Annotated in this window: 26 protein-coding genes and 1 riboswitch; of the genes, 12 read left to right on the top strand and 14 right to left on the bottom strand. The window is 40.6% G+C overall.

Features of this window, described 5'->3' with window-relative positions:
• Nucleotides 1-19 precede the first annotated feature (19 nt).
• The 4 genes from PLANO_RS00945 to PLANO_RS00930 all read right to left on the bottom strand — a co-directional run bounded on the left by PLANO_RS00945 (nt 20) and on the right by PLANO_RS00930 (nt 3,054).
• Nucleotides 20-382, bottom strand: a complete 363-nt coding sequence (locus tag PLANO_RS00945; protein ID WP_038702132.1) for a nuclear transport factor 2 family protein — start codon at nt 380-382, stop codon at nt 20-22.
• A gap of 85 nt (nt 383-467) precedes the next feature.
• The gene (locus PLANO_RS00940) at nt 468-995 is read right to left on the bottom strand and encodes a TraR/DksA C4-type zinc finger protein (protein WP_038702130.1); all 528 of its coding nucleotides are present in this window, start codon (nt 993-995) and stop codon (nt 468-470) included.
• A 94-nt stretch (nt 996-1,089) separates the two neighbouring features.
• A complete protein-coding gene (locus PLANO_RS00935) occupies nt 1,090-2,025 on the bottom strand; it encodes a phosphotransferase family protein (RefSeq protein WP_038702127.1) in 936 nt (311 codons plus the stop codon).
• A 126-nt stretch (nt 2,026-2,151) separates the two neighbouring features.
• Nucleotides 2,152-3,054, bottom strand: coding sequence for a cation diffusion facilitator family transporter (locus tag PLANO_RS00930; RefSeq protein ID WP_038702125.1), 903 nt, complete (start codon nt 3,052-3,054; stop codon nt 2,152-2,154).
• A gap of 106 nt (nt 3,055-3,160) precedes the next feature.
• Nucleotides 3,161-3,208, top strand: a riboswitch (PreQ1 riboswitch).
• A 99-nt stretch (nt 3,209-3,307) separates the two neighbouring features.
• Here PLANO_RS00930 and queF point away from each other — a divergent pair.
• Together queF and PLANO_RS00920 are read left to right on the top strand one after the other, a co-directional pair.
• Nucleotides 3,308-3,802: a preQ(1) synthase gene (gene queF / locus PLANO_RS00925; RefSeq protein ID WP_038702123.1), complete on the top strand. Its 495-nt coding sequence runs from the start codon at nt 3,308-3,310 to the stop codon at nt 3,800-3,802.
• A 12-nt stretch (nt 3,803-3,814) separates the two neighbouring features.
• Complete coding sequence (locus PLANO_RS00920; RefSeq protein ID WP_038702121.1) at nt 3,815-4,465, top strand: queuosine precursor transporter; 651 nt, start codon at nt 3,815-3,817, stop codon at nt 4,463-4,465.
• Nucleotides 4,466-4,703: 238 nt separating this feature from the next.
• Here PLANO_RS00920 and PLANO_RS00915 read toward each other — a convergent pair whose 3' ends face one another.
• The 6 genes from PLANO_RS00915 to PLANO_RS00890 all read right to left on the bottom strand — a co-directional run bounded on the left by PLANO_RS00915 (nt 4,704) and on the right by PLANO_RS00890 (nt 10,745).
• Nucleotides 4,704-5,543 carry an endonuclease/exonuclease/phosphatase family protein gene (locus PLANO_RS00915; RefSeq protein ID WP_038702119.1) on the bottom strand — a complete coding sequence of 280 codons (840 nt, stop codon included), beginning with the start codon at nt 5,541-5,543 and terminating at the stop codon, nt 4,704-4,706.
• Nucleotides 5,544-5,886: 343 nt separating this feature from the next.
• The gene (locus PLANO_RS00910) at nt 5,887-6,642 is read right to left on the bottom strand and encodes a MerR family transcriptional regulator (protein WP_038702116.1); all 756 of its coding nucleotides are present in this window, start codon (nt 6,640-6,642) and stop codon (nt 5,887-5,889) included.
• Nucleotides 6,643-6,691: 49 nt separating this feature from the next.
• Entirely contained in the window at nt 6,692-8,425 is a 1,734-nt protein-coding gene (locus PLANO_RS00905; protein WP_038702115.1) for an ABC transporter ATP-binding protein, read from the bottom strand.
• A 130-nt stretch (nt 8,426-8,555) separates the two neighbouring features.
• Nucleotides 8,556-8,867, bottom strand: a complete 312-nt coding sequence (locus PLANO_RS00900; protein WP_038702112.1) for a DUF3817 domain-containing protein — start codon at nt 8,865-8,867, stop codon at nt 8,556-8,558.
• A 132-nt stretch (nt 8,868-8,999) separates the two neighbouring features.
• The gene (locus PLANO_RS00895; RefSeq protein ID WP_038702110.1) at nt 9,000-10,193 is read right to left on the bottom strand and encodes a class I SAM-dependent rRNA methyltransferase; all 1,194 of its coding nucleotides are present in this window, start codon (nt 10,191-10,193) and stop codon (nt 9,000-9,002) included.
• A gap of 195 nt (nt 10,194-10,388) precedes the next feature.
• A complete protein-coding gene (locus PLANO_RS00890) occupies nt 10,389-10,745 on the bottom strand; it encodes a SpoIIAA family protein (protein ID WP_038702108.1) in 357 nt (118 codons plus the stop codon).
• A 182-nt stretch (nt 10,746-10,927) separates the two neighbouring features.
• Here PLANO_RS00890 and PLANO_RS00885 point away from each other — a divergent pair, with 182 nt between their 5' ends.
• Entirely contained in the window at nt 10,928-11,590 is a 663-nt protein-coding gene (locus tag PLANO_RS00885) for a GntR family transcriptional regulator (protein WP_038702106.1), read from the top strand.
• Between the two features lie 95 nt (nt 11,591-11,685).
• Here PLANO_RS00885 and brnQ read toward each other — a convergent pair whose 3' ends face one another.
• Nucleotides 11,686-13,056: a branched-chain amino acid transport system II carrier protein gene (brnQ, locus tag PLANO_RS00880; RefSeq protein ID WP_038702105.1), complete on the bottom strand. Its 1,371-nt coding sequence runs from the start codon at nt 13,054-13,056 to the stop codon at nt 11,686-11,688.
• Nucleotides 13,057-13,571: 515 nt separating this feature from the next.
• Between brnQ and PLANO_RS00875 the strand changes: the two genes are divergently transcribed.
• The 4 genes from PLANO_RS00875 to PLANO_RS00860 all read left to right on the top strand — a co-directional run bounded on the left by PLANO_RS00875 (nt 13,572) and on the right by PLANO_RS00860 (nt 16,100).
• Complete coding sequence (locus tag PLANO_RS00875; protein WP_231554768.1) at nt 13,572-13,928, top strand: CidA/LrgA family protein; 357 nt, start codon at nt 13,572-13,574, stop codon at nt 13,926-13,928.
• Nucleotides 13,928-14,620, top strand: coding sequence for an LrgB family protein (locus PLANO_RS00870; RefSeq protein ID WP_038702101.1), 693 nt, complete (start codon nt 13,928-13,930; stop codon nt 14,618-14,620). Before PLANO_RS00875 ends, PLANO_RS00870 begins: the two co-directional genes overlap by 1 nt.
• 89 nt (nt 14,621-14,709) lie before the next feature.
• Nucleotides 14,710-15,273, top strand: a complete 564-nt coding sequence (locus PLANO_RS00865) for a helix-turn-helix domain-containing protein (protein WP_038705332.1) — start codon at nt 14,710-14,712, stop codon at nt 15,271-15,273.
• Nucleotides 15,237-16,100 carry an IS3 family transposase gene (locus PLANO_RS00860; protein ID WP_156108874.1) on the top strand — a complete coding sequence of 288 codons (864 nt, stop codon included), beginning with the start codon at nt 15,237-15,239 and terminating at the stop codon, nt 16,098-16,100. Before PLANO_RS00865 ends, PLANO_RS00860 begins: the two co-directional genes overlap by 37 nt.
• Before the next feature lie 46 nt (nt 16,101-16,146).
• On the opposite strand, the gene PLANO_RS00855 is transcribed toward PLANO_RS00860, so the two are convergent.
• Entirely contained in the window at nt 16,147-17,757 is a 1,611-nt protein-coding gene (locus PLANO_RS00855) for an ABC transporter permease (RefSeq protein ID WP_038702098.1), read from the bottom strand.
• Nucleotides 17,757-18,674 carry an ABC transporter ATP-binding protein gene (locus PLANO_RS00850; protein WP_038702097.1) on the bottom strand — a complete coding sequence of 306 codons (918 nt, stop codon included), beginning with the start codon at nt 18,672-18,674 and terminating at the stop codon, nt 17,757-17,759. The genes PLANO_RS00855 and PLANO_RS00850 overlap by 1 nt, the downstream gene beginning before the upstream one ends.
• A 277-nt stretch (nt 18,675-18,951) precedes the next feature.
• On the opposite strand from PLANO_RS00850, the gene PLANO_RS00845 reads away from it, so the two are divergent.
• From PLANO_RS00845 to PLANO_RS00825, 5 genes are all read left to right on the top strand, one after another.
• The gene (locus tag PLANO_RS00845) at nt 18,952-19,800 is read left to right on the top strand and encodes a transporter substrate-binding domain-containing protein (RefSeq protein ID WP_038702096.1); all 849 of its coding nucleotides are present in this window, start codon (nt 18,952-18,954) and stop codon (nt 19,798-19,800) included.
• 251 nt (nt 19,801-20,051) lie between these two features.
• Nucleotides 20,052-20,750 carry a 5-oxoprolinase subunit PxpB gene (gene pxpB, locus PLANO_RS00840; protein WP_038702095.1) on the top strand — a complete coding sequence of 233 codons (699 nt, stop codon included), beginning with the start codon at nt 20,052-20,054 and terminating at the stop codon, nt 20,748-20,750.
• A complete protein-coding gene (locus tag PLANO_RS00835) occupies nt 20,734-21,714 on the top strand; it encodes a 5-oxoprolinase subunit C family protein (RefSeq protein WP_038702094.1) in 981 nt (326 codons plus the stop codon). The genes pxpB and PLANO_RS00835 overlap by 17 nt, the downstream gene beginning before the upstream one ends.
• Nucleotides 21,711-22,481, top strand: coding sequence for a LamB/YcsF family protein (locus tag PLANO_RS00830; protein WP_038702093.1), 771 nt, complete (start codon nt 21,711-21,713; stop codon nt 22,479-22,481). The genes PLANO_RS00835 and PLANO_RS00830 overlap by 4 nt, the downstream gene beginning before the upstream one ends.
• Before the next feature lie 21 nt (nt 22,482-22,502).
• Nucleotides 22,503-23,708, top strand: a complete 1,206-nt coding sequence (locus PLANO_RS00825) for an NRAMP family divalent metal transporter (protein ID WP_038702092.1) — start codon at nt 22,503-22,505, stop codon at nt 23,706-23,708.
• A 54-nt stretch (nt 23,709-23,762) separates the two neighbouring features.
• Here the strand turns inward: PLANO_RS00825 and PLANO_RS00820 are convergent, their stop codons facing one another.
• Entirely contained in the window at nt 23,763-24,794 is a 1,032-nt protein-coding gene (locus tag PLANO_RS00820) for an ABC transporter ATP-binding protein (protein ID WP_038702090.1), read from the bottom strand.
• Nucleotides 24,795-24,805: the final 11 nt, after the last annotated feature.

Below are 24,805 nucleotides of genomic sequence, written 5' to 3'. Positions count from 1 at the left end.
TGAATAGCCTATTCACCGCTTATTCAAACACCTCGCTGTTTGAAACGGTTCCTTGATGAAAAAACAACTTCCATCCATTTTGCCTTTTCTTCCACACTGAACTCCGATTCGTCAGCCTTCCTGTTTTATGATTATGTACTTGATAAGTCGTCAACACAGCTTCCGGCCCTAATGGATGCATAGTAAAGAACTTAATCTCCATTGGGTCTGGATTTAACGCATGATCGCCATTATAATTTGAACGTTTGATGACGCCACCAGAACTACCAAATTCAAAAAATTCATCATCCAACACTTTAGCAAGTTTTTGGGCTGACACCCGAACATCCGGCTTTAAATGACTGCATTCTAAGACATAAATTTCTTTTTCTAACGTATCCATTAGCACTCTCCTCCGTTCGTATTTCCCGGGAAATACGAACATTATCTAAAACCCCTCCATACCTATAGGCAGGAGGGGATTGCTATTACTTTTCGTCTTTGAAAAATTTCTGTGGGTCTTCATTTGGCTGATCTTGCGGCGTATCTGATGAGCCGAAATCTTCAACATCTTCAAAGCTATCTTCGTAATCTCGTATAGCACCGTCTTCTTTTTCAACGGGCTGTTTTGTAGAGGCTTGCAGTACATCCTCTTCCGATGGGCGGCTTTCCAAATCAGGCTCTTGGTCTGCGTGATCGATGCACGTAAGCGCTGTTGGCAATGCCTCTAAGCGCTCGAACGGAATATCCTTACCGCAAACTGCACATTTTCCGTAAGTACCGTCTTCAATTGCAGCCAGTGCTGCTTTTGTTTTTTCCAGTTCGCCTTCTTTAAACTGCGCCATCGCTAAATCACGCTCTTGGTCATATAGCTCTGTTGCATTATCACCTGGATGATTGTCATAATTTGAAAGCTCTGTTGACTCATATTCTTCTGTTTGTTCAACGCGTTCTTCTAAAGATGCCGCTTGTTCTTCTAATTGTTTTTTTAATTGATCTAATTGACCATCTGTCATTTGATTTCCTCCTCAAAAACTCACTTATTGTTGTATATTGCCTTTATTGGAGAAATCAAACCTAGAATTTTAATGAACACCTTTAGAGAACGACTTAAAAATCATCAAATCGGTCTAGTAAACTCAATAAATAATCATCTAATCGGTGGCGTACTAACTCATTAGATAAACCTTTCATCCCGAAAGCTTTCCATCCGGGGTAAACAGTAGGCGATCCATCTAAAATATCTGTCAACGAGACAAGATCCCAATAAGGATCATACGTAAAGTTACTGCCTGCATAACGTTCGTAAGCCGCTAAAAAATCATTGGCCACAGAAATACCGTACATTTGTGCCAAGTTAACGCGACAATGTCCTACATCAATTCCCGCTGGTCCTCGACAAGCATTTACCCAATCGACGATGGCGCTCACTTGTCGATTTTCCCATAGCACATTAGCCGGATGAAAATCGCGGTGGATTAAACATTCTCGGGATACTGCGCGGCTACCAGAAACGATGTAAAAAGCACGCATCCAATCATTTTGAACTTTAGACCATGTCGGTTTTTCTAAAAGAAACGCATCATTATAAGGAGAGTATTCATAAGGAAATTCGGTTGCATCTTTTTGATGCAGCATAGCTAAAGCAGCAGCTAATTGGTCTAACCAGATTTCATCATTCGAAGGTTGAAGAACGACAGACCCAGGCATTTTAGACATCAATACAGAAGGAATCCCACTTTTTTCTCCAGTTTCGTCATAAGCTATTAAATGTGGAGTAGGTAGACCCATTTTTTCTGCGTATTGAAGGCTAGTTGCTTCATGCTTTGCCAAATCAGGTTCTTTTGCCAACCAATCTGCTTTGTGAAAAAGTCGTAATACATAAGAACACTCTAAACTTTCCTTACTAACAACTAATTCATACAGCGTTGAGGAAGTTGCACCTGTCAGCGGCTTAACGTTCTTAACTTCTACTGGTTCGTCAAATTGTGCTTTTACCCATTCAACGGATTGCTCCTGCAATCCATGCCCATCGTTTTCTGCCATCCTTGTCGCTCCTTTCTGCGTTGCTTTTAGCTTTAGTTTACCATGAAAAAATAGAGGTTCCATCATTTCTCAAATAAGCCAAAACCGCGTACTTTTCTTTGTATAAAAGTCTTCTTTATGACAACTTTACACCTTTAATGAAGCGTGGTCAGTGCCTGGTTTTTCAATTTGTATCGTGGCATGTTCTATGTCACAAATCTCATGTACCAATTTTATTGCCTGTTGCAAAACTTGTTGTTCGTTGACGTTCTCATCTATATCAATATGACACGTAAATTGATCCAAGCCGGACGTAATGGTCCAAATGTGCAGGTCATGAACATCCACCACCCCATCAATTTTGAGGAGATGGGTTGTTATTTCTTCTAAATCAAGATCTCTCGGTGTTCCTTCCATCAAAATGTGCAAACTGTTTTGGAGAATACTCCATGCACTTCGCAAAATCAACAAAGCAACTACGACAGAAATAATCGGATCGGCGATCGTCCAGTCAAATAGCAGGATTAATAGTCCGGCTACTATGGCTCCGACTGAACCTAACGCATCACCAATAATATGCATATAAGCACTTTTCATGTTCAAGTTACCATGAACATCCGCTCCCCGATTCAACACCCAAGCGCTCAATACATTGGCGATGAGACCTATTGCTGCAATAACGAGCATCCAGCCTCCCTGAACTTCCGAAGGTTCATATAATCGCTGGATAGCTTCATAAATAATAAAACCTGCCATAATAAATAAAGTAATGCCGTTAAAAAAAGCAGTGAGGATTTCAAAGCGGTAATAACCGTACGTTTTTTGAGTAGACACTGCTTTTCCAGCAAACCAAATTGCGGACAAGCTGAGTACGAGCGATACCGTATCCGACAGCATATGACCGCTATCTGCGATCAAAGCAAGGCTGTTCGTGAAAATTCCACCAAAAAATTCTAGGAACATAATTCCAGCTGTTATGCCAAGCGCGATTGTTAATGCTTTTCTATTATTGTTCCGCGTGATTTCAAAATGATCGTGATCGTGACTCATGCTATCAGCTCCTTATATTCATGCTGTTATTTTAACAAATTTGACTGATTGACAACGAATAGGATGTCTTATAAGATAAATTAGTAAAAAAATTAATAACCCGGCAACGGGAGAGGTTCATAGCATTTCACCCTCTATAAAAAACTATGGATTGTCGAAACTCAGCCAAATCCACATGCGATTTGGCTTTTTCTTTTGTCCGTTTTTTTATAGTCCTCTTCCCAGTCGCTCATCTAAAAGGAGGCCGTTTTTTATGGCAGGAAGAAACGAAGATACATTAGATCATTTATCATTGCTCGGCAACCAAAACACAAAGTATAAATTTGAATACGATCCAGGCGTGTTAGAGCCCATTGATAATCTACACACTCGCGATTATTTTGTGAAATTTAATTGCCCTGAATTTACTTCACTGTGTCCCCAAACTGGGCAACCTGATTTTGCGACCATCTACTTAAGCTTTATCCCTGATAAAACATTAGTAGAAAGTAAATCACTTAAGCTTTATTTATTCAGCTTCCGTAACCACGGCGATTTTCATGAAGATGTCGTCAATATCATCATGAACGATTTAATCAAATTGATGGATCCTCGTTATATTGAAGTATGGGGGAAATTCACGCCACGCGGTGGTCTTTCAATTGACCCTTACACAAATTACGGCAAGCCCGGAACAAAATACGAAGAAATGGCATCGTACCGGATGATGAATCATGATTTAAATCCTGAAACGATTACTAATCGCTAAAGGAGCCCGCACATGTTACTTTACTTAAACGGCGCATTTGTCGGTCTCTTAATCCTTTCAAATATTTTAGCAGTCAAATTATTTAGCATTGGTGAATGGGCTGTGTTACCGGCCGCTGTTATCGTTTATGTCTTCACGTTCCCGATAACAGATACAATTGCAGAAGTGTACGGCAAAAAAGCCGCGCGTCAAACCGTTACCGCTGGCTTTGTCACACAACTTTGCGCATTGGCTTTTATTTTCTTTGCGATTCATTTGCCCGCTGCACCTTTTTTCGCAAATCAAGAGTCATTTGAAACCATCTTCTCAGCAGGTTTCCGAGTAACTTTAGCTAGCCTCATTTCTTATTTTATTAGCCAAAACCTTGATGTCAGTATTTTTCACAAACTGAAAAATAAACATGGCAACTCTCGATTATGGTTACGCAATAACGCTTCAACAATGGCAAGCCAATTGGTCGATACGAGTCTTTTTATCACCATCGCCTTTTACGGTACGATGCCAACAAGTGTATTGCTAGGCATGATTTTAACGCAGTACATCTTTAAATGGATTGTTGCAGTTGCCGACACACCTATTGTTTATTTACTCGTAAAGTTGTGCAGACGCCAACAAGAAGACCCAAAACTGTATGGATATCAAAAACCGGAAGCTCTCCTATAGAGCTTCCGATTCAGATTGTCGAATAAGTTAATCTCCTACTATATTTCACAAAAAATATGAACTTTTACTACGAAAAAAGAAAACTATCTGCGTATTTGTAGAAGCGTTCGCTCGATTCCCGCCCCACGGAAAGCGAGCGATAAGCTTCGGAAAATACAATTATTCAGGACTTTTTCGATAGTTCAAAAACCGGAAGCTCTCCTATAGAGCTTCCGGTTTTTTAGTTATTTGAATAAACCTATATAGTTACACGCGCTTTGCGAGCATGAACTTTATCGGGCGCTTTAACATCCGATAAGATCATATCAACCGCTATCGGCAAATGGTCAGAAACCGCCGTTTCGATAATCGCCGCTTGTACGACATCTAAATGATAATCAGCAAAAATATAATCAATACGCGTAGCAGGTCGGTAAACTTCACCCGTTTCTTTATTTACATAAGGAGCAGGATACGTGTAGGCATCCCCTCTTTTCATTTTAAGAAAAGCATCTCGAAAATGTGGGTTGAGCTTTTGGACATATCTATTTGAAGGAGGCGCATTAAAGTCACCTGTTAGAATACGCGGGAAATGGCTTTTCCCAGTAATGGCTAAAATTTCATCGATGCTCACTTCTAATTCTTCATCTTTGAGCGCCAAATGCGTATTAAAGATACTTACATAACTGCCGTCCACTTCGATGACCGTTTCCAATATGCCTCGTTGTTCATTATTGCCGAACGGACAATGCACCTGTGTTAACAAATGATTTTCGCTGTACTTGATTGGATATTTGCTCAAAATCACATTGCCGTATTGCTGATTCGGACGTTCAGAATCAAGAGGTGCAACATCCATATTGGCTCCATATGCTGCATACATACCTAGTCTTTCACTGAGCCAGCCCACTTGGTCAACAAACGAACTACGGATTGAAAAATGACGATCGACTTCTTGCAAGGCGACGATGGTTGCACACGAATCTTCAATCACTTGTGCTGTTTTCTCTAAATCGACTTTCCCATTCATCCCTAATCCATGAGCTATATTGAACGACATGACCTTTACAATTGGCGATTTCTTATTCTTTCCGTTCATGCAAACCTCTCCTTTTCGACTAAAACGAATCGTTGGCAGTTGCTTAATTGGCTTTAGTATAACAAGTGTTTATGAAGTTGCTGTGACATGCGTGTAAACATTTGTTAAAGGTTTGTAAACATGAAAAACAGACGCCTCCCGTACTATTTTCTGTAGAATTTTAGGCTTACGCGCGTTGGTCGAAATTTATGCGCGTTCCAGAAAATTTATGCTCACTTGACGAAATATACGCGCGCTCCACAGAATTTATGCGCGGTAAAAAAAGTTTACGCGCGCACAGTACAAATTTCCACAAAAAAACAGGCAGCCCGAAACAACGGACTACCTGCTAAAAAAGCTCATTCTACGACGTATACACCCTAATCGCATCTCGTAAAAATTGAGAAGCACCTAGTTGGACTTTGTCATAATACGCAGCAAACCGCTCGTCTGCTACATACATTTCCGCTAAGCCTCGGTGCGCTTCCTTACTATAAGTTGGCCATGTAAAACTCAACCATTGACGATGCAAATCCACCGTTTTTTGCGCGGCCTCACTCGTTGGATCACCGGTTTTCATCGCCTCAACCAAACTACTCAAAATTTCTTGCTCGAGACGCATAAACTCCTGGTAGTCTTCCTCGCTGAGATTTAACATTTTCGCATTGGATCGATCGACTAACTCGTCTCCATACTTACCGCGGGTTTCATTGCCATATTGCTTTTCGTTATCGTCTACTAGCTTTTGCTTAAAGCCTTGGAATTTCTCGTTGTCTGCCATGATGCTCACTCCCTTTTTTGCGGAAATGGTATTTTCCACATTAGTAATCAAGAGGTCTAGTTGCATTCGCTTATCGAGAAGCTTTTCTCGGTGTTCTACTAAAGCATGTGCGCTGTCGAATTTAGGATCATTGACGATGTGTTTGATTTGTTCGAGCTCAAGTCCCAGTTCACGGTAAAACAAAATTTGCTGCAGCTTATCGACTTCTGACTCGCCATATAGTCGGTAGCCCGAGGAATTTTTCCGAGCTGGCTTTAACAACTCAAGTTCATCGTAATAACGCAATGTTCTCGTACTGATTCCAGATAGATTCGCGAGTTTTTTCACGGTGTACTCCATTTCTCCACCCCCTGATAAACACAGCTTACACCTTGACGTTGCGTCAAGGTCAAGTTAATTGCTGTGCTGCAAAATCCCGGTAAAGTGAATGCGTGGCGATCAATTCTTGGTGCGTACCGATTCCGGTAACCCGTCCTTTTTCAATAAAGACTATTTTGTCTGCATCTACAATTGTCGATAAGCGGTGCGCAATCACTAAAGTAGTACGCCCTTCCATCAAGCGACTTAATGCTTGTTGCACAATGCCTTCTGACTGACTGTCTAAACTCGCAGTCGCTTCGTCCATCATCAAAATTTTAGGGTCTCGTAAAAAAGCACGCGCAATAGCAATTCGTTGGCGCTGTCCACCTGATAACTTAACCCCACGTTCTCCAACTTCTGTATCTAGCCCATCTGGAAATTCACGAATAAACTCTTCGGCATATGCCATACGCGCAACACGCCATAGTTCTTCCGTTTGAATCGTCTCAGTTTTTGACAAACCATACGTTAAGTTTTCTCGAACTGTTCCACCCATCATGGCACTTTCTTGTGACACATAGCCGATTTGATCTCTCCAAGAAGCGATAGAAATGTCTTGAATCGGAATCTCACCAATCCAAATCGTTCCTGATGTTGGTTCATAAAACCGCTCAAGTAAACCAAAAACGGTCGTTTTCCCGCCTCCGCTTGGCCCTGCAAAAGCGATCATTTCACCAGGCTTTGCTTTAAACGATACGTCTTGTAGTACAGGCTCTCCTTGATCATACGAAAAGCTCAGATTTTCTACACGTAATGTTTTTCCTGAAATGTCTATGGCTGCTTGTTTCGTCTGCTCTTCAAGTGGCAATTCTAAAATGCCAATAATGCGTTCTGTTGCTCCTTTGGCTTTTTGCAGTTCTGTAAAAAACCGTGCAAATGTTGCCATTGGAACGATGATTTGAAATAAATACAATAGAAAAGCAACGAGCGATCCCGTTGACATTTCACCGTTCGCAACACGAATTCCGCCATAGCCAATAATCGACACGATAACCACCATAACGACTAAGTACATGAGCGGTGCAATCAACGCATAAATTTTTGCTTCTTTCATACCCAGCTTAAATAGTTTACCAATGCCTTCTACGCCTCTAGCTTCTTCTGTATCTTCTGCTGTCGAAGATTTCATTAATCGAATTTCACCTAAGGTTTGCTGAACGTGACCTGTAAAATGAGCCGTCTCATCTTGTAAATTCCGAGAAATTTTCGCCATTTTGCGTCCTAAAGGAAACATAACCGCCATCGTCAACGGAACAGAAATCATCATGAAGAGCGTCATCTTCCAATCCAAAACAACTAAAATGATCACTGCACCAATTATCGAGATAATCCCGGTAATAAACGATGGAAAATGATCCGTAATCAAATTCCGTACAATCCCCGTGTCATTTACAACACGGCTTACTGTTTCTCCACTCGAATGTTGATCAAAATAGCCAACACGTAATCGGATTAACATAGCCCACATTCGTTCTCTTAACCCTGCAACGACACGCTGACCTACCATGCTGAGTAAGTAAATCGAAACACCATTAATTACAGCTTGTACAATAAAAGCCACAGCAATTCCCACCATTAACGGCACACTTAAAGATTCTAATGAAAACCCGTCAACTAAGTTTTTCGTCAGCAATGGAACGACCAAGCCAACAAGCGTCGTGATCAAACTTGCAACTAACCCAATAGCTAGTGCCCATTTCGGAATCTTTAATGTTAATAATAAGGACAAAAACGGTTTCAAACCGACTTCTTTGTTTTTCATGTTAAAAACTCCTGTTCATTATATCTATATACTTTTCAATACAGATTTATTCTTTTTATAACTTCATTATAATTAAATTCCTTATGGTTCCATAAAAAAAACACTTGCAGAAAATTCCACAAGTGTTAGGTCATGCAGCAGAAGTGTTAACCTGTTGCCATTGTTCGAGACGTTTATCTAAAACGAAGTTTCCAAATGGTAAGAACGCAGAAACAACAGCTCCTACTGAGAAACGAAATGGCCATTTAAAGACAAATGTCATATAAATTGTGATTAAAATATAAAGACTAAACAAAGCACCGTGAATCGGTCCAATTACACTAACTGCTTCTGGAAAGTCAAAAAAGTATTTTAGCGGCATTGCTAAGAAAAGTAAGATTAACAATGAACTTCCTTCAAGAAGTCCCATAAAACGAAACGTACGTAATGGGTCTTTAAACATCAATTATCCCTCTCAATCTGCTATCAATTATAGAAGTCATAACGAACACTGTACAGAGATTGGGAAGGCGATTCGATTGTTTTTATAAGCACACAAAACATTTCGTCACAAACTAGTCGTTTTTATTTCGAATTAACCCAATTTCACAAAAAGCACTTTCAAATAATCCCCTTCTTTAAATTCTTTTTGCACACGAAAATCACTTGGCAATGTAAATTCTTCAACGATGCTGTACTTTCCTCCAATTTCTTTAAAAGCTTTATCAATAAACCCTTTAAACTTTTTCATTCCGAAAGAAGCACTATTTGTTGAAGCTACAATGACGCCATTTTTTTCTGTAATGGCAATCGCTTCTTTCATCAAGTTTGTGTAGTCTTTTGATGTGCTAAACGTGTATTTTTTCGAGCGTGCAAAGCTTGGAGGATCCAAAACAACTAAATCGAATTTCAATTCTTTTCGTTTGGCGTACTTAAAGTAATTGAAGACATCCATAACCAAAATATCTTGGCTCTCGAAATCGATACCATTCACGCTAAACTGCTCAATGGTTTTGCTCGAGCTTCTTTTCGCCAAGTCAACGCTCGTCGTTTTCGTCGCTCCACCAAGTGCCGCAGCTACTGAAAATGCACCCGTATAGGAAAACGTATTGAGTACAGTTTTTCCTTTAGCATACTTTTGCTTAATGGTATTTCGCACTTCGCGCTGATCTAAAAAGATGCCCGTCATTGCCCCATCATTCAAGTAAACGGCAAAGTTTACGCCGTTCTCTTTAACGACCAATGGAAATTCACCACGTTCGCCCGCAACAAAGTCGTCCTCTTCAATATATTGACCTTTTGTATCAAAGCGTTTTTTCTGGTAAATGCCTTTGCATTTCGTAACGTTTTGAAGTGCATCAATCACATGATCTTTAAACGTATATACCCCTTCGCTATACCAGCTCAACAAATAAAAGCCATCGTAATAATCAATGATCAATCCGCCAAACCCATCACCTTCTCCGTTAAATACTCGGAAAGCCGTTGTCTCTGGGTTATTAAAAAATGCTTGGCGACGAGAAATCGCAGTCGCTAGCTTTTGTTCAATAAAGCCCTGATCAATCGTGTCACTTTCATTGTTTGTTAAAACCCATCCGTATCCTTTGTTTTGACGACCATAGTAACCCTTTGCTAAGAATCGACCTTGCTTATCTACTAGTTTTAGAATGCTACCTTCCGAATTCAACGTATCTGGATTTTCTAACGCTTCTTTTGTGATCAACGGATAGCCTTTAGCATAATCCGCTTTAAACTTATCATTTATTTTTATAGACATTTCCGATTTCATCGTCTCTCATCCTATCTGTAAAACATCGTTTTGCTTTATAATTAGTGTATACGATAGCCGAACAGATGCCCACCCTTGTCATGTGAATTTCCTTACACGATTCTGTAGAGAATTATTGTAAAAAACGATGAGCTGGTAGACAAAAGAGGTAATGGAACAGATCTGTTCCATTACCTCTTCTTTTCGAATGGTTTTCTACTCTTGAATCCATTCCCATGCATCGTTCATTTCATCAAGCGTAAAGTATTTCACTTCGATGTTCGGTAATAACCTTTTCATCTCGACCAATTGTTCTTCTCCGTGATTCGAGCTAATAACAGCAAACTTGTGAAAGTGATCCCAAGCCTCTGTATGCATGCGCATACTTTCTTCAAGCCCTTCAAAAGAAGCACCTTTTTCTTCACTTATAATTGCATAAATATTAAACTGTCCTTTATCCACATATTTGTCCTGAATGATTTTATCAACTTTCATGGCATCTTCATGTGTTACAGCACCTTCAAATTCAATTGCAATAGTTTCAACGTCCTTGCTTGGAACAATTGATAGCATTCTTATTCCCCCTCAGTGTATTAATCTATTCATACTTTTATTATTCCCAATTTGAACGACGACAAACAGCCAAATGCAGACTGTTTTTAGGTAAATACCGATATATTGCATAATATATTTTGTCGGAAACTTAAAATACTGTATAATAGGAGGAATAAAGCAGTAGAAAAGGAGAGTTCGCAATGCCTATTCCAGTGAATTACACGAAGCCTGTCCGCGTCTCAGCTAAAGAAAGTGCCTATCTTCAACTGCAACAATGGATTATAGACGGCACGCTACAACCTGAAGAAAAACTAATCGATACGGATTTGGCACAAGCATTGAGCTTAAGTAGAACCCCTATCCGTGAAGCATTGCAATTACTTGAAGTACAAGGTTTTGTAGAAATGTTCCCTGGCAAAGCTACACGAGTCACTAACGTTAAAAAAGGTGACTTGAAAGACTTACTTCCGCCTCTTGCTGTTTTGCAAGCTCTATCAGCAGAACTCGCTATCCCTAATCTCGACCAAGACACATTCGCTTTATTAGAAGAAACAAACCAACGATTCCTTGAAGCCATTGAAAAACAAGATGGTTTTTCAGCTTTAAAGATCGATCAAGAATTCCACCAAATCATTGTTGATGCAGCCAATAATCCTTATATATACAGCATACTCAGCAGTCTTCAATCTCATGTTAGAAGACAATTTTTCCATCATTCATTAATGCTGACGAAAAGCTCTTACGACGAACATGTAGAGATTATCCAAACCTTAAAAGAAAAAAATCCGGAAAAAGTCGCACATCTGATGAAGACAAACTGGGATCGAACAATAGCTGAACTTTCAACAGAGAAAAGTTTATAAGCCATTATAAAAAGCTGTATCAAAAGCGCTAGCGCTTTTGATACAGCTTTTTTTGAAGCAAATCCGGTTTTCCGAGCCTACTTTTATTACTGAAATTATGAGTTTTGCTGAGCTGCTTGAACTTTTACATTCTTTTTACTGCGAGCAATAATCGTCGTGATGGCGATGACAATAATCGCTGGTAAGAGCCAACCAAGTCCATTGCTATAAAGCGGCAATATAGCTGAGTAAAAATCAACTATTGACTGAAGCCATGCCGGATTTTCAACACCTAAAGAAGAAGTCAGTGTTTTCAATCCATCGATAATACTAATAAAGAAAGTAACGATAATGGTTGATACATATACCAATTGAGCATGTTTAAATAACGGCGACAAGAACGCTAACATGATCAATACGATAGCTAATGGATATAAGAACATTAATACCGGAATCGAATACGTAATGATATTTGCAAGTCCTGCATTGGTTACAATCAATGAAAAGACAGAGAAAATAACCACATATGTTTTATAACCAATTTTTGGCGTTAATTTATTGAAAAATTCAGCATTGGCTACTGTTAAACCAATAGCTGTTGTCAAACATGCCAGAATGATGATGGCAGCTAGCAAAGTAGCACCAAATGTTCCAAAATAATAAGTTGAAGCGCCGCTCAACACAGGACCACCGGTTTCCATAACACCTAAAGTCGACGTACTTGTTGAACCTAAATAAGCAATCCCTGTATAGACGATGGCTAATAATGCCGACGCGACAACACCACTTTTCATGGTTGCCATTAAGACGCCTTTAGGTGATGTTACACCCATTTTACGAACCGCTGAAATCACAATTATCCCGAAAACAAGAGAAGCCAGCGCATCCATTGTGTTATACCCTTCTGTAAACCCCGTAAAGAAAGCCCCGTCTGTGTACGCTGGCTGCGGTGCTTGTTGATTGCCCATTGGTTTTACAAAAGCGGCGACCAACAACACACCTAGAGTTACTAAAATAGCGGGTGACAAAACTTTACCGATACTGTCCACTATTTTTGTTGGATTTAATGAAACAATAAGTGAAATACCAAAAAAGATGAGAGAGAAGATAAGTAAACCGATTGTTGCATTGCCATCACCAATAAATGGTGCAATACCGACTTCATAAGACACTGCGCCGGTTCTAGGTAAAGCGAAAAATGGCCCAATTGTTAAATACAACATCGCTGTGAAAACCAGTCCATAAACTGGATGCACACGACTTGATAAGTCCTGTAGATCATTACTTTTCGAATAACCAATTGCTAAGATACCAAGTAAAGGTAGACCTACACCCGTAATTAGAAAGCCAAAAATGGCAATCCAGACATTTGTTCCTGCGTATTGTCCTAGCTGTGCAGGGAAGATTAAGTTACCTGCTCCAAAGAACAGCGCAAACAACATCATTCCTACTACTGCATATGACTTAAATGATAATTTACTATCCACTGCTATTTCCTCCTAAAATTGTAACGATAAAACGCACACCTTATCTATTCCAATATAATACATTTATCTTTTCAAAAAAGATTGCGATATATTGCATAAAGTAATAATACAATATGTCATTCTAAATGCAAGTATTCTACTGGGTAATTTTTAAAATTTCTTGCTATTTTATCAATTCATTATTATGCAATTGTTATCCCGATATACTACATATACTTTTAAATGCATAAAAATCAGAAATATTACTTATTTTCCCACCCCTTTTGGTTCGTCATCACAGGGATTAACTGTTTAAAAGGTAAAATACTATTCATCACATATTCATTTTCAAAATTACATTATTTTTATTAAAATTCTTTATTTTTTGTTCGATTTTTTACAACAATTTTTCAACAAATCCTAAAAGCTCTTCCTCGGCTCTCGCTTTTCAAGCATAATGCTGTAAAATAATTTATTACGGAAAGAATCGGGATTTACCTTACTCTATCCGAAAGGTGGCGTCTCTTTTGAAATATATGTATATCTCTCTCCACATTTTTGTCATTATTGGATTTTACCTGATAGGTGAACTATTACAGAGCTTCTTCAATATTCCTTTACCTGGCAGCATTATCGGTTTTATTTTGCTTTTTGCCGCGCTAATGCTGAAAGTTTATCGTTTAGAATGGATTGAATCCGGTGCTCATTTCGTATTAGCTTTTTTGCCGCTTTATTTTATCCCGGCAACTGTCGGTGTTATTGAATACGGCGAGCTATTTTCGGGAAAAGGGATGTTGTTAATTCCCATCGTCGGTGTTAGTACGCTTTTCACTATGGCTGCAGCTGGCTGGGTTAGTCAATATGTTGCCAAACGAAAGGAGCGCTCCGATTGATGGAATTTAACTTACTCGCTGCTTTTTTTGCTATTTTAACTGTAGCTACTTATTTTCTAACGAATATCGTTTATTTGCGGTATCGGAAAACTTTGCTAAATCCTGTACTTGCTTCTACTGCCATTCTCGCCATTATTTTAGTAATCGCCAATGTCCCTTACGAAACGTATATGACAGGTGGTAGTTGGATTGGAACCTTGCTAGGCCCGGCAGTAGTAGCGTTAGCGATTCCCTTATATAAACAACGCGACTTGCTTTTCACGAACTTGATCCCTGTCCTTTCAGGCATTGTCGCTGGAGTAACAGTAGGTATGACAAGTGGCGTCTTATTCACTCAATTATTTCGATTTTCAGAACAACTTGTTCTGACTGTCTTACCAAAATCATTAACGACTCCAGTAGCAATGCAAGTAGCTAGCAATCTGGGAGGCATTCCTTCCTTAGCAGCCGTTTTTGTTATGGTAGCTGGTTTCACAGGTTATATTTTTGGACCCGTATTATTAAATTGGTTGCATATTGATTCGGCGATTGGTCGAGGCATTGGCCTCGGTACTTCTGCTCATGGTATGGGCACAGCAAAAGCATTTGAATACGGACAACAAGAAGCTTCGATGAGTTCTGTTGCGATGACGTTAAGCGCTGTTCTCGGGGCCTTACTAGGACCGGTTGCTGCATGGTTATTGCTGTTATAACAAAAAAGACCCTTTTTTCCATTTTCACATGGAAAGGTAGTGCACCCCAAAAGTTAGAGTTCAAATCTAACTTTTGGGGTGTTTTTTATATGGCAAAGTACAGTGAAGAATTTAAACGGATGATTGTGAATGAGTATCTGAATGGCTGGTTAGGTTATGATCGGTTAGCCGAAAAACATGGAATTCCAAGCAGCACGCCAATCAAACAGTGGGTTCGAATGTGGAGGGTTTTTGGAAAAAACGGCTTGCGGAGGAAGCAGACGAAACAGGTGTATTCTGTTCAATTCAAGGTGGATGTATTACACTTTATGAAACAAACAGGTGCTTCCTACCAAGATACTGCGATCGAATTTGAGATGAACGAGCCATCAATCGTTGCGAGGTGGAATCGTGAATTTTTGGCGAAAGGGGTAAAAGGCCTGGAAGAACAAGCGAAAGGACGACCCTCCATGTCAAAAAAACCGAAACAGAAACCCATCAAACCAGAAAAGACGCTATCCCGAGAAGAACAACTGGAACGGGAGAATGAGCTTCTCCGTTTAGAAGTGGCGTATTTAAAAAAGTTAAAAGCTTTCCAGGAGAATCCGGATGCCTTCCTCGAAAAGCACAAGCAGCGCTGGCGTTCGAACTCCACGAAGAAGGATTCCGACTAAAGGACGTGTTGAAGATTGTTAATCTTCCGGAAGCGACGTACCATTACCACCGCCAGCGATTCGGTTCGGAAGACATGGACCACGAGTGGAAAACCGTGATCCAATCGCTATTTGAGAAACACGAAGGCCGTTACGGGTATCGACGGATTCACTTGGAATTACAAGCACAGGGATACGTCATCAATCACAAGAAAGTTCAACGGCTCATGGGTGTACTGGCGTTGAAATGTGTGAAATTCATTCGGAAGTCTCGCTACAAATCGTATAAGGGCAAAGTCGGAACCATCGCTAAAAATCGAATGAACCGCAGGTTTTCCACCCCACATGCCTTGCAGAAACTGACGACAGACGTCACCGAATTCAAATGTACAGGCGAGGAAAAGCTTTATTTGAGTCCGATCATGGACCTGTATAACGGCGAAATTATCGGGTTGAGTATGGCAAAACGGCCAACCCTCGACTTCGTCATGGAATCGCTTCATGAAGCCCTGCCAACGATTACTGGGCAGGCTGTCTACCGAACCACCATCCATTCCGACCAAGGGTGGCATTATCAGCACGCAGCTTGGGTGAAGGCGTTGAAGAAGCAACAGATCTTCCAAAGCATGTCCCGAAAAGGGACGTGTGCCGACAACGCAGCCATGGAAAATTTCTTCGGCCTCTTGAAACAGGAGATGTATTATGGAGAACCATGGGTACCCTACGACGAATTGAAGCGCCGGATCGACCAATACATCTTCTATTACAACAATGAGTGCATCAAACAAAAATTGGCCGGCATGAGTCCGGTGGAATACCGAACGCATGCCAGCCAATTAGCTGCATAAACTAAAACTCTAACTTTAAGGGGTCACTACCAAAAGAGGGCCTTTTTTATCTTCCAATATCTCTCCGGTTAAAGCCAATCATGCCTATTACGATTAAAAAAGCTGCTAATAAAACCATAATAGCTGCACTCGGATAATCCATATTTTCAATCGGAAATTTAGCGATATAGCCATATGGTGTTAGTTTTTCCACCCAGTCTGCAAATTGGAACAAACTTCCCATGTAGACGATGAAAAATGCCAAAGCCAAATACAGCCATACTAGACCTGTCCACTTAGGAATCCACCCAAATAATATTACAGCTATTCCAATCATCATAAGAATTGCTGGAAAGTAAATCATTGCCGAGCCATAGTAGATGCCAAGTGACAAGTTTTCCTCCATTACTATATTTCCCATCACGCCCAAACCGATAGACGATAAGGTCAACATGATAAATCCTGTTAAAATTGACATCGCCAAGTAACTGCCCATCAGTCGATTTCTAGAAACTGCTCGACTGATAATGTGCTCGAGTCGATCGTTTTTCTCTTCGGTTTTCATTTTTAAAATAGAAGTTAATACTGGAATAGTAGATAAAATAGCGATGATGGACATTAGTAACGGGATAAATTGTTCGGTTAGCGAAAATCCTTCTACTAAAATAATCATTTGCTGCATCAAATCGATTTGATTAAAATAGGTTTCCAACTCTCCAAAAAGTGAACCATATATAACCCCGACAGCCAATAGTCCCATTCCCCAAACGATCAAACCGGCACGTTGAAGCCTGAAGACAAGACCGAACGAACTAAGAAGCGCTTTTGAAGCCTCGCCTTTTCCGGATCGTGACGCAATAAAACCTGAACCCAAATCTCTAATCGAGTTTAGGTATAAAGCCAATCCCATTAATAACAACGCTGCCGATACCGTTAATAAAATTGGCCACCAATAATTATTGACATACACTTCTGTTCTCAAAACCCAGTTAAGTGGAGAAAACCATGATAAGGTCTCGCTTTTCAAATCACCAATTGCACGAATGATATAGGCCATTAATAAAACGGTAAAAGATAGCCCTAATGCGGTTCTGGCATTAGAAGACAATTGCGCACACACCGCGGCGACTCCCGCAAAAATTAGCCCACTTGCTCCCAAAGCTGAACCGTATACGAGTGACCCAACAAGCCCCATGCCTTCTATACCAAGTATCGTTAATGAAACTCCTAGTAATAATGCCAACAACATATTTGCGCCGGTCAATACAATTAAAACTGATAACAAATTAGACAAGCGTCCTACTGGTAATGAGCGGACCATTTCGATACGGCCATCTTCTTCATCTGTCCGCGTATGGCGAATCACCAGTAAGATATTCATCAACCCAACCACAATCGCAGTCATTAACAGCATTTCATGAGCTGTGATCGCTCCAATCGGATAATTCTCAAGACCATAGCCGTATCCTGGACCAAGCATGGCAATCACGGCCGGATTTTGCATAGTTTCAGCTATAGTTAGCCTTTCTGCATTGGTTTGATATAACCCAGCAAAGGCAAGCGCCACTATCACGGATATCGCAATAAACGAGGCGAGCCATATGGGTAACCTCAATCGATCTCGACGCAAAACAAATCGAATCAGTGTACCTGTACCTTCAAAGAGATGCCGGTTCATTAAGCTTCGCCCCCTGCTCCTGTTCCCATCGTTTTATCCGTAACTTCGTAATGACGCATAAACAATTGTTCTAATGTCGGCGGCGAGCTTTCAATGCGGACAATTCCAAACTGGCTAATATAACTAATGACACCAGCCACTTCCCCGCTATCCACTTGAAAAGACACTGCATTTTCTCTTGGTTGAATCCCACTCACACCTCTTACTCCTGCCAAATCCAAAATCGGCTCTTTTGTTTCCACCAATAAAATCGTGCCAGTCAAATGGCGCAGATCTTTTAATGTCCCTGTTTCAATAATTTTCCCTTCACGAATAATTGCTACCTTGTCGCAAAGCTTTTCGACTTCAGATAAAATATGGCTGGACAATAAAATGCTTTTTCCCTGTTTTTTTTCTTCAATAATATATTCTTGAAAGGTTCGTTCCATTAACGGATCGAGACCAGAAGTGGGTTCATCTAATATATATAAATCGACATCTGATGACAGCGCCGCAATCAATGCTACTTTTTGACGATTCCCTTTGGAATACGTTCGACATTTTTTGCTTGGATCCAAATCAAACTTTTGGATCAACTCTTCTCGGCGATTGTAATCGTTGCCGCCGCGCAACTTAACCAATAAATCAATAACTTCTCCGCCTGTTAAGTTTGGCCATAGACTTACTTCTCCTGGCACATAAGCAACACGCTTATGAATTTCCACCGCGTCTTTCCATGAATCTTTACCAAAAATTTCAGCTCGTCCTTCTGTCGCTTTTAAAATACCAAGAAGAACGCGCAATGTTGTCGATTTCCCTGCACCATTGGGTCCAATAAAGCCATATACTTCACCTTCGCCTACTTCAATATTCACTTTATCTAATGCCGAAAAATCACCAAACTTTTTCGTCAAATCAAAGGTTCTTAAAACTGTCATGATTCTTCCTCCTTACTGGTATAAAAGCTTTTCTGCCGAATATCTTGATATTCGTAAAACTTAACCAATATGATTCCAAACCTAACCCGGTCACTTTTTCACAGAAGTCTTCTATTTTAGAATACAACCATTAGATACGGCAGTCCACAGATCAGTCTTAGTTATCTGATTTTTCTGTTTATATTTATATTATGGATAGTTAATCATGAACATCTTGTCTCCGCTCGGCAATAATGCTATGTTTTATTAGCTATAAAAACTATAGGGGGAATTACAGTTGAAAAAATTATATTGGAGTAAAAAATTGTCCATAATTGCCAGTTTAGCGGTGTTATCGCTTTTAAGCGCTTGTGGAAATGACGAAGATACAGCAACAGAAGACAAAAAATCGGCTTGGGATGAAATCCAAGAAAACGGCAGCTTAACGGTCGCTACATCAGGTACATTATTCCCTACATCTTACCGCTCTGAAGGATCTGACGAGCTAACTGGATTTGAAGTAGAAGTTGTACGTGAAATCGGAGATCGTCTTGAACTGGAGATTGAGTTTACAGAACTTGGTTTTGATGAAATGTTAACATCTGTTCAAACAGGTCAAGTTGACCTTGCATCGAACGACATCGAAATTACAGAAGATCGTGCAGAAAACTTCCTCTTCTCAACGCCAATCAAATATTCTTACGGAACAGCCATTGTGCGTTCAGGAGATTTGTCAGGCATTGAGACATTGGAAGATTTAGAAGGCAAAAAAGCTGCAGGTGCTTCAACTTCTGTTTATATGGAAATGGCTCGTGAATACGGTGCTGAAGAAGTAGTATACGACAACGCAACAAACGAAACGTACTTGCGCGATGTAGCAATCGGGCGTACAGACGTCATTTTAAATGACTATTACTTACAAACTTTAGCGCTAGCTGCATTTCCAGAGCTAGAAATTACGATCCACCCAGACTTGAAATACAGCCCTTCTGAAGTTGGCGTTGTGATGAACAAAGACAACTCTGAACTAGCAGAAAACGTAGACCGTGTGATTGACGAAATGCTAGAAGACGGCACAATCGCTGAAATCTCAGCTGAATTCTTCAACGGTGCCGATGTAACTCAAAAAGTAGATATTGAAGAATAATCGTGGAAAGCTGCTCATCGTTTGAGCAGCTTTTTTATATGTATTTTTCCATTTATTTGGATATACTGTCGGAGTTCGTTCAAATACTGTCCATTTCAATAAAATACTATCCAAATTGGCTATAATACTGTCCAGATCCTAGAAAATACTGTCCAAACCTAATATGCGCCTTTCTAATCTATCCTGTACACCTAGCTAACTCGTATACTAGAATGAATAAGTAAGAATTATCTGGATATGGAGGAATGTTGATGAAAGCTCTTTTTTCGCCGCTCGGTGACCAGGCGATTGCTGTTGAACTTGGCAATAAAATCGACGAAGAAACTGAAAAACAAGTACGAAAACTTTCTGTCCTTCTAGAAAATCGGCAACCGAAATGGTTGATTGAAGTTATTCCAGCCTTTGTTACGGTATCTGTGTTTTACGATCCATGTATCGCAACATACGATGTCGTAAAAAGAGAAATCGAACAACTCCTTGAACACTTGGGTGAAGACCTCCCGATCAAATCAAGAACCATTGAAATTCCCGTATGTTACGGCGGCGATTTCGGCCCCGACTTGGAATTTGTCGCACAACATAACAACTTAACGACACGTGAAGTAATCGATATTCACACATCCGGTAATTATTCCGTACATATGATTGGCTTTGCTCCAGGCTTTCCGTTTATCGGAGGCATGTCTGAAAAAATTTCAGCACCAAGGCGCGATTCACCACGTCTCCGCATTCCAGAAAGAACGGTCGGCATTGCTGGCAATCAAACCGGTGCTTATCCTATTGAAACTCCTGGTGGTTGGCAATTAATCGGGAGAACACCGACTCGACTGTTCCGACCAGAAGACGATATCCCGAGTTTGCTTCAAGCAGGCGACAAAATTATTTTTAAGGAAATTTCAGAAACAGAGTATCATGCATGGGAGGAAGAGCCAAATGCTGAAAATACGTAAAGGTGGCTTGCAAACCTCGGTTCAAGACTTAGGACGTAGTGGATTTCAAAAATATGGCGTTATTGCGAGCGGCGTGATGGATCCTGTCGCGCACCGATTAGCTAATTTATTAGTCGGGAATGATGAGCAGTGGGCAACGCTTGAAATTTCATTAGTTGGACCTCAAATTCAATTTACTAAAAATACGGTTATCGCCTTATGTGGTGGAGATTTAAGCCCCAAAGTAGATGGCACACCAATTCAAATGTGGCGAATGCTCGTAGTAAAAAAAGATAGTACCCTAACGTTTGGTGAGCCTCGCATAGGTGCACGCTGTTATTTAGCCGTTGCAGGTGGGATTCAAGTCGAAAAATTAATGGGTAGCCGCTCTACTTATTTACGTGCTGGAATCGGCGGCTTTCAAGGACGTTCTTTAACTAAAGGCGATGAAATACATACTGGCGAGACAACGCCAATACAACGTAAAGCTTTAGAACGAAACAGCGATAATGGATTTGATTGGCTAATTCCGCCTGTGCGTTATTTTGAAGAACCGATGATCCGGATGATTAAAGGAAAGCAATTCGAGTTGTTTAATGATTCTAGTAAAGAACGGATTTTCACGGAAGCTTTCCATGTATCCGGCAACTCTGACCGCATGGGGTACCGGTTAAATGGTCCGAATTTGTCGTTAGAAAATCCAACTGAATTGATTTCAGAAGCGGTCGCTTTTGGTTCTGTTCAAGTGCCGAGTGATGGCAATCCGATTGTTTTAATGGCCGATCGCCAAACGACTGGCGGTTATCCCAAAATCGGCCAAGTTGCATCTATCGACTTGCCGCTTATTGCTCAATTAAAGCAAGGACAAGGTTTACGCTTTAAGGAAATTTCTTTAGCCGATGCACAACAACGTTATATTGAACAAGAACAACACATTCGTGAAATAAAAGCCTCAATCCGATTAAAACAGGAGGAATGGAAATGACTTTTAAAGTGGATTTAAACTGTGATATGGGAGAAAGTTTTGGTGCTTATAAAATGGGCAACGACGAAGAAATTCTTGATTATGTAACATCTGCAAACATTGCTTGCGGATTTCACGCGGGTGACCCAACCACGATGCGCAAAACGGTCAAATTAGCGCTTGAGAAAAATGTTGGCATCGGCGCACATCCAGGACTTCAAGATTTAGTTGGCTTTGGACGCCGTAACCTTGCATTATCACCTCAAGAAGCTTATGACTTGGTCGTTTATCAAATTGGTGCTTTATCAGGTTTTGTGAAAGCAGAAGGCGGTCACTTGCAGCATGTCAAAGCGCACGGTGCTTTGTACAATATGGCTGTAAAAGATGCCGCATTATCAGAAGCAATTGCAGAAGCTGTTTACAAAATTGATCCAGAACTTGTGCTGTTTGGATTGTCTGGCAGTGAGATTGTAAAAGCCGGAAAGAATATCGGATTGCGCACAGCAAATGAAGTATTTTCAGACCGTACGTACCAACAAGACGGCTCGTTAACACCACGAACACAAAGCAATGCCTTAATTACTGATTCTCAAATCGCGATCGATCAAGTTATTCGCATGGTAAAAGAAAATAAAGTCACAACTGTTGATCAAACAGATGCTTCGCTACAAGCAGATACGATTTGCATTCATGGTGATGGTGTTCATGCACTCGATTTTGCAGTTCAAATTTCAAAATCATTAAAAAGAGCAGACATTAACATGGTCAAAGTAGGAGAATTTGTTTAACACATATTTAGGGGGAGTTTGATGAAGAGTACACCAAAAATGAAAAATACCAATCGTAGTGTCTTGCTTGGCGCCGCTTTCCTAATGGCTACTTCAGCGATTGGGCCTGGATTTTTAACACAAACAACTGTTTTCACAGAAACCTTACTCGCCTCTTTTGGATTTGTTATTTTAATTTCGATTATTATTGATATCGGTGCGCAAACAAATATATGGCGCATCATCGCTGTATCCGGCAAACGCGCTCAAGACATAGCTAACGATGTTTTACCTGGTCTTGGGTATTTCCTCGCCTTGCTGGTAGTAATGGGCGGCCTTGCTTTTAATATTGGAAACATCGGTGGCGCTGGACTCGGTACGAATGTTTTATTTGGAATCGACCCTAAAACCGGTGCCATCTTGAGCGGCGTGCTTGCCATCGGAATCTTTGTCGTCAAAGAAGCTGGACGTGCGATGGACCGCTTTGCACAAATTCTTGGCTTTGTTATGATCGGTTTAACCGTGTATGTCATGATTACAGCTCAACCACCTGTTGGTGAAGCCATTACGAAAACATTTATTCCCGATAACATTAATATTTTTGCCATCGTCACTTTAGTCGGCGGTACAGTTGGCGGATACATCACCTTTGCCGGTGGTCACCGTTTAATTGATGCCGGACTAACGGGTAAAGAAGCACTGCCCGAAGTTACAAGAAGTTCAATTTACGCGATCGTCATCGCTTCACTTATGCGCATCATTCTGTTTCTTGCAGTTCTGGGCGTTGTTTCTCAAGGGCTTTCGCTAGACCCAGACAACCCTCCTGCTTCTGTTTTCCAATTAGCTGCTGGAAACGTCGGCTACAAAATGTTTGGGATTGTTATGTGGGCTGCAGCTGTTACTTCCGTTGTAGGTGCTGCTTACACATCTGTGTCATTTATTCGGACATTCAGCCCAACTCTTGAAAAATACCATCGCGCGATGACTATTAGCTTTATCATTATTTCTACAGCTGTTTTCGTCTTCATCGGTAAGCCTGTGCTAATTCTAGTACTTGTCGGTTCCGTAAATGGCTTGATTTTACCGATTGCGCTCGGTGTTATGTTAATCGCTGCACATAAAGTTAAAATTGTTGGCGACTATAAACATCCGCTATGGATGACTATTTTCGGACTCATCATTGTGGTTTCTATGGCATGGATGGGAATTTACACCTTAATGAATGGCATTCCAGCCTTGTTCAAATAAAAACGCAAAATAAAAACCAGTAAAGCCATAGTTGGCCTTACTGGTTTTTTGTGTTCAAGATGAAAAGTTTCCTGAGTCTACAGCTTTCGCTCCAGCAGGTGCTTTTGATACTCGTGAGTCCTGAAGCCAACACGCCACGGAATGGCCTGTTTCTGTAACGATGTCTTGTGGAGTGTACGTATGACATACCGCCATCGTATGTGGACACCTTGCAGCAAATGAACAGCCTTCTCCAAGAGTCGCTAAATTTGGTGGTGATCCGGCAATCGGCATTAACGGCTGCCCGCGATCTTCGTTTAGTTTTGGCATAGAACGTAAAAGTCCAAGCGTATATGGATGCTGTGGGTTATAAAAAATCTCATCTAGCGTTCCTTGCTCGACGATTTTTCCGCCATACATCACCGCTACCCGATCTGCCATATTGGCCACCACACCCAAGTCATGCGTAATCAAAATAATGGCGGTTTCGGTTTTCTTTTGTAAGTCTTTCATCAATTCAAGAATTTGTGCTTGAATTGTTACATCGAGTGCAGTCGTTGGTTCATCCGCGATTAACACTTTCGGATTACAAGCAAGTGCGAGCGCGATGACAACACGCTGCCTCATGCCTCCCGAAAACTGATGTGGATAATTATCAAGTCGATTTTCTGCTTGTGGAATTCCAACTAGCTTTAACATATCTAGCGCACGTTGACGCGCCTGAGCTTTTGTTAAACGCTCATGACGCTGAACGCCTTCCATAATCTGCTTACCGACTTTCATTGTCGGATTTAAGGAAGTCATTGGATCTTGAAACACCATTGAGATTTCTGAGCCACGTAAATCAGTAATTTGGTTTTTTGTCATCTTCAATAAACTTTCACCATTATAGCTAATATCGCCTTTTGTTACTTCGGTCGTGGCTGCAGGTAATAATTGCATAATAGATTTCGCTGTTACTGATTTACCGGAACCCGATTCCCCAACAATCGCGAGTGTTTCCCCTTTTTTTAACTCAAAGTTCACGCCCCGTACCGCTGTCAGTTTACCGTGTTGAGTTTTAAACGCTACATGCAAGTCTTCGACTGTCAAAATGGTATTGGTCATGGTCGGAACTC

The organism is Planococcus sp. PAMC 21323, assembly GCF_000785555.1.
Lineage (GTDB): Bacteria > Bacillota > Bacilli > Bacillales_A > Planococcaceae > Planococcus.
This window is presented reverse-complemented; position numbering and strand designations above follow the sequence as displayed.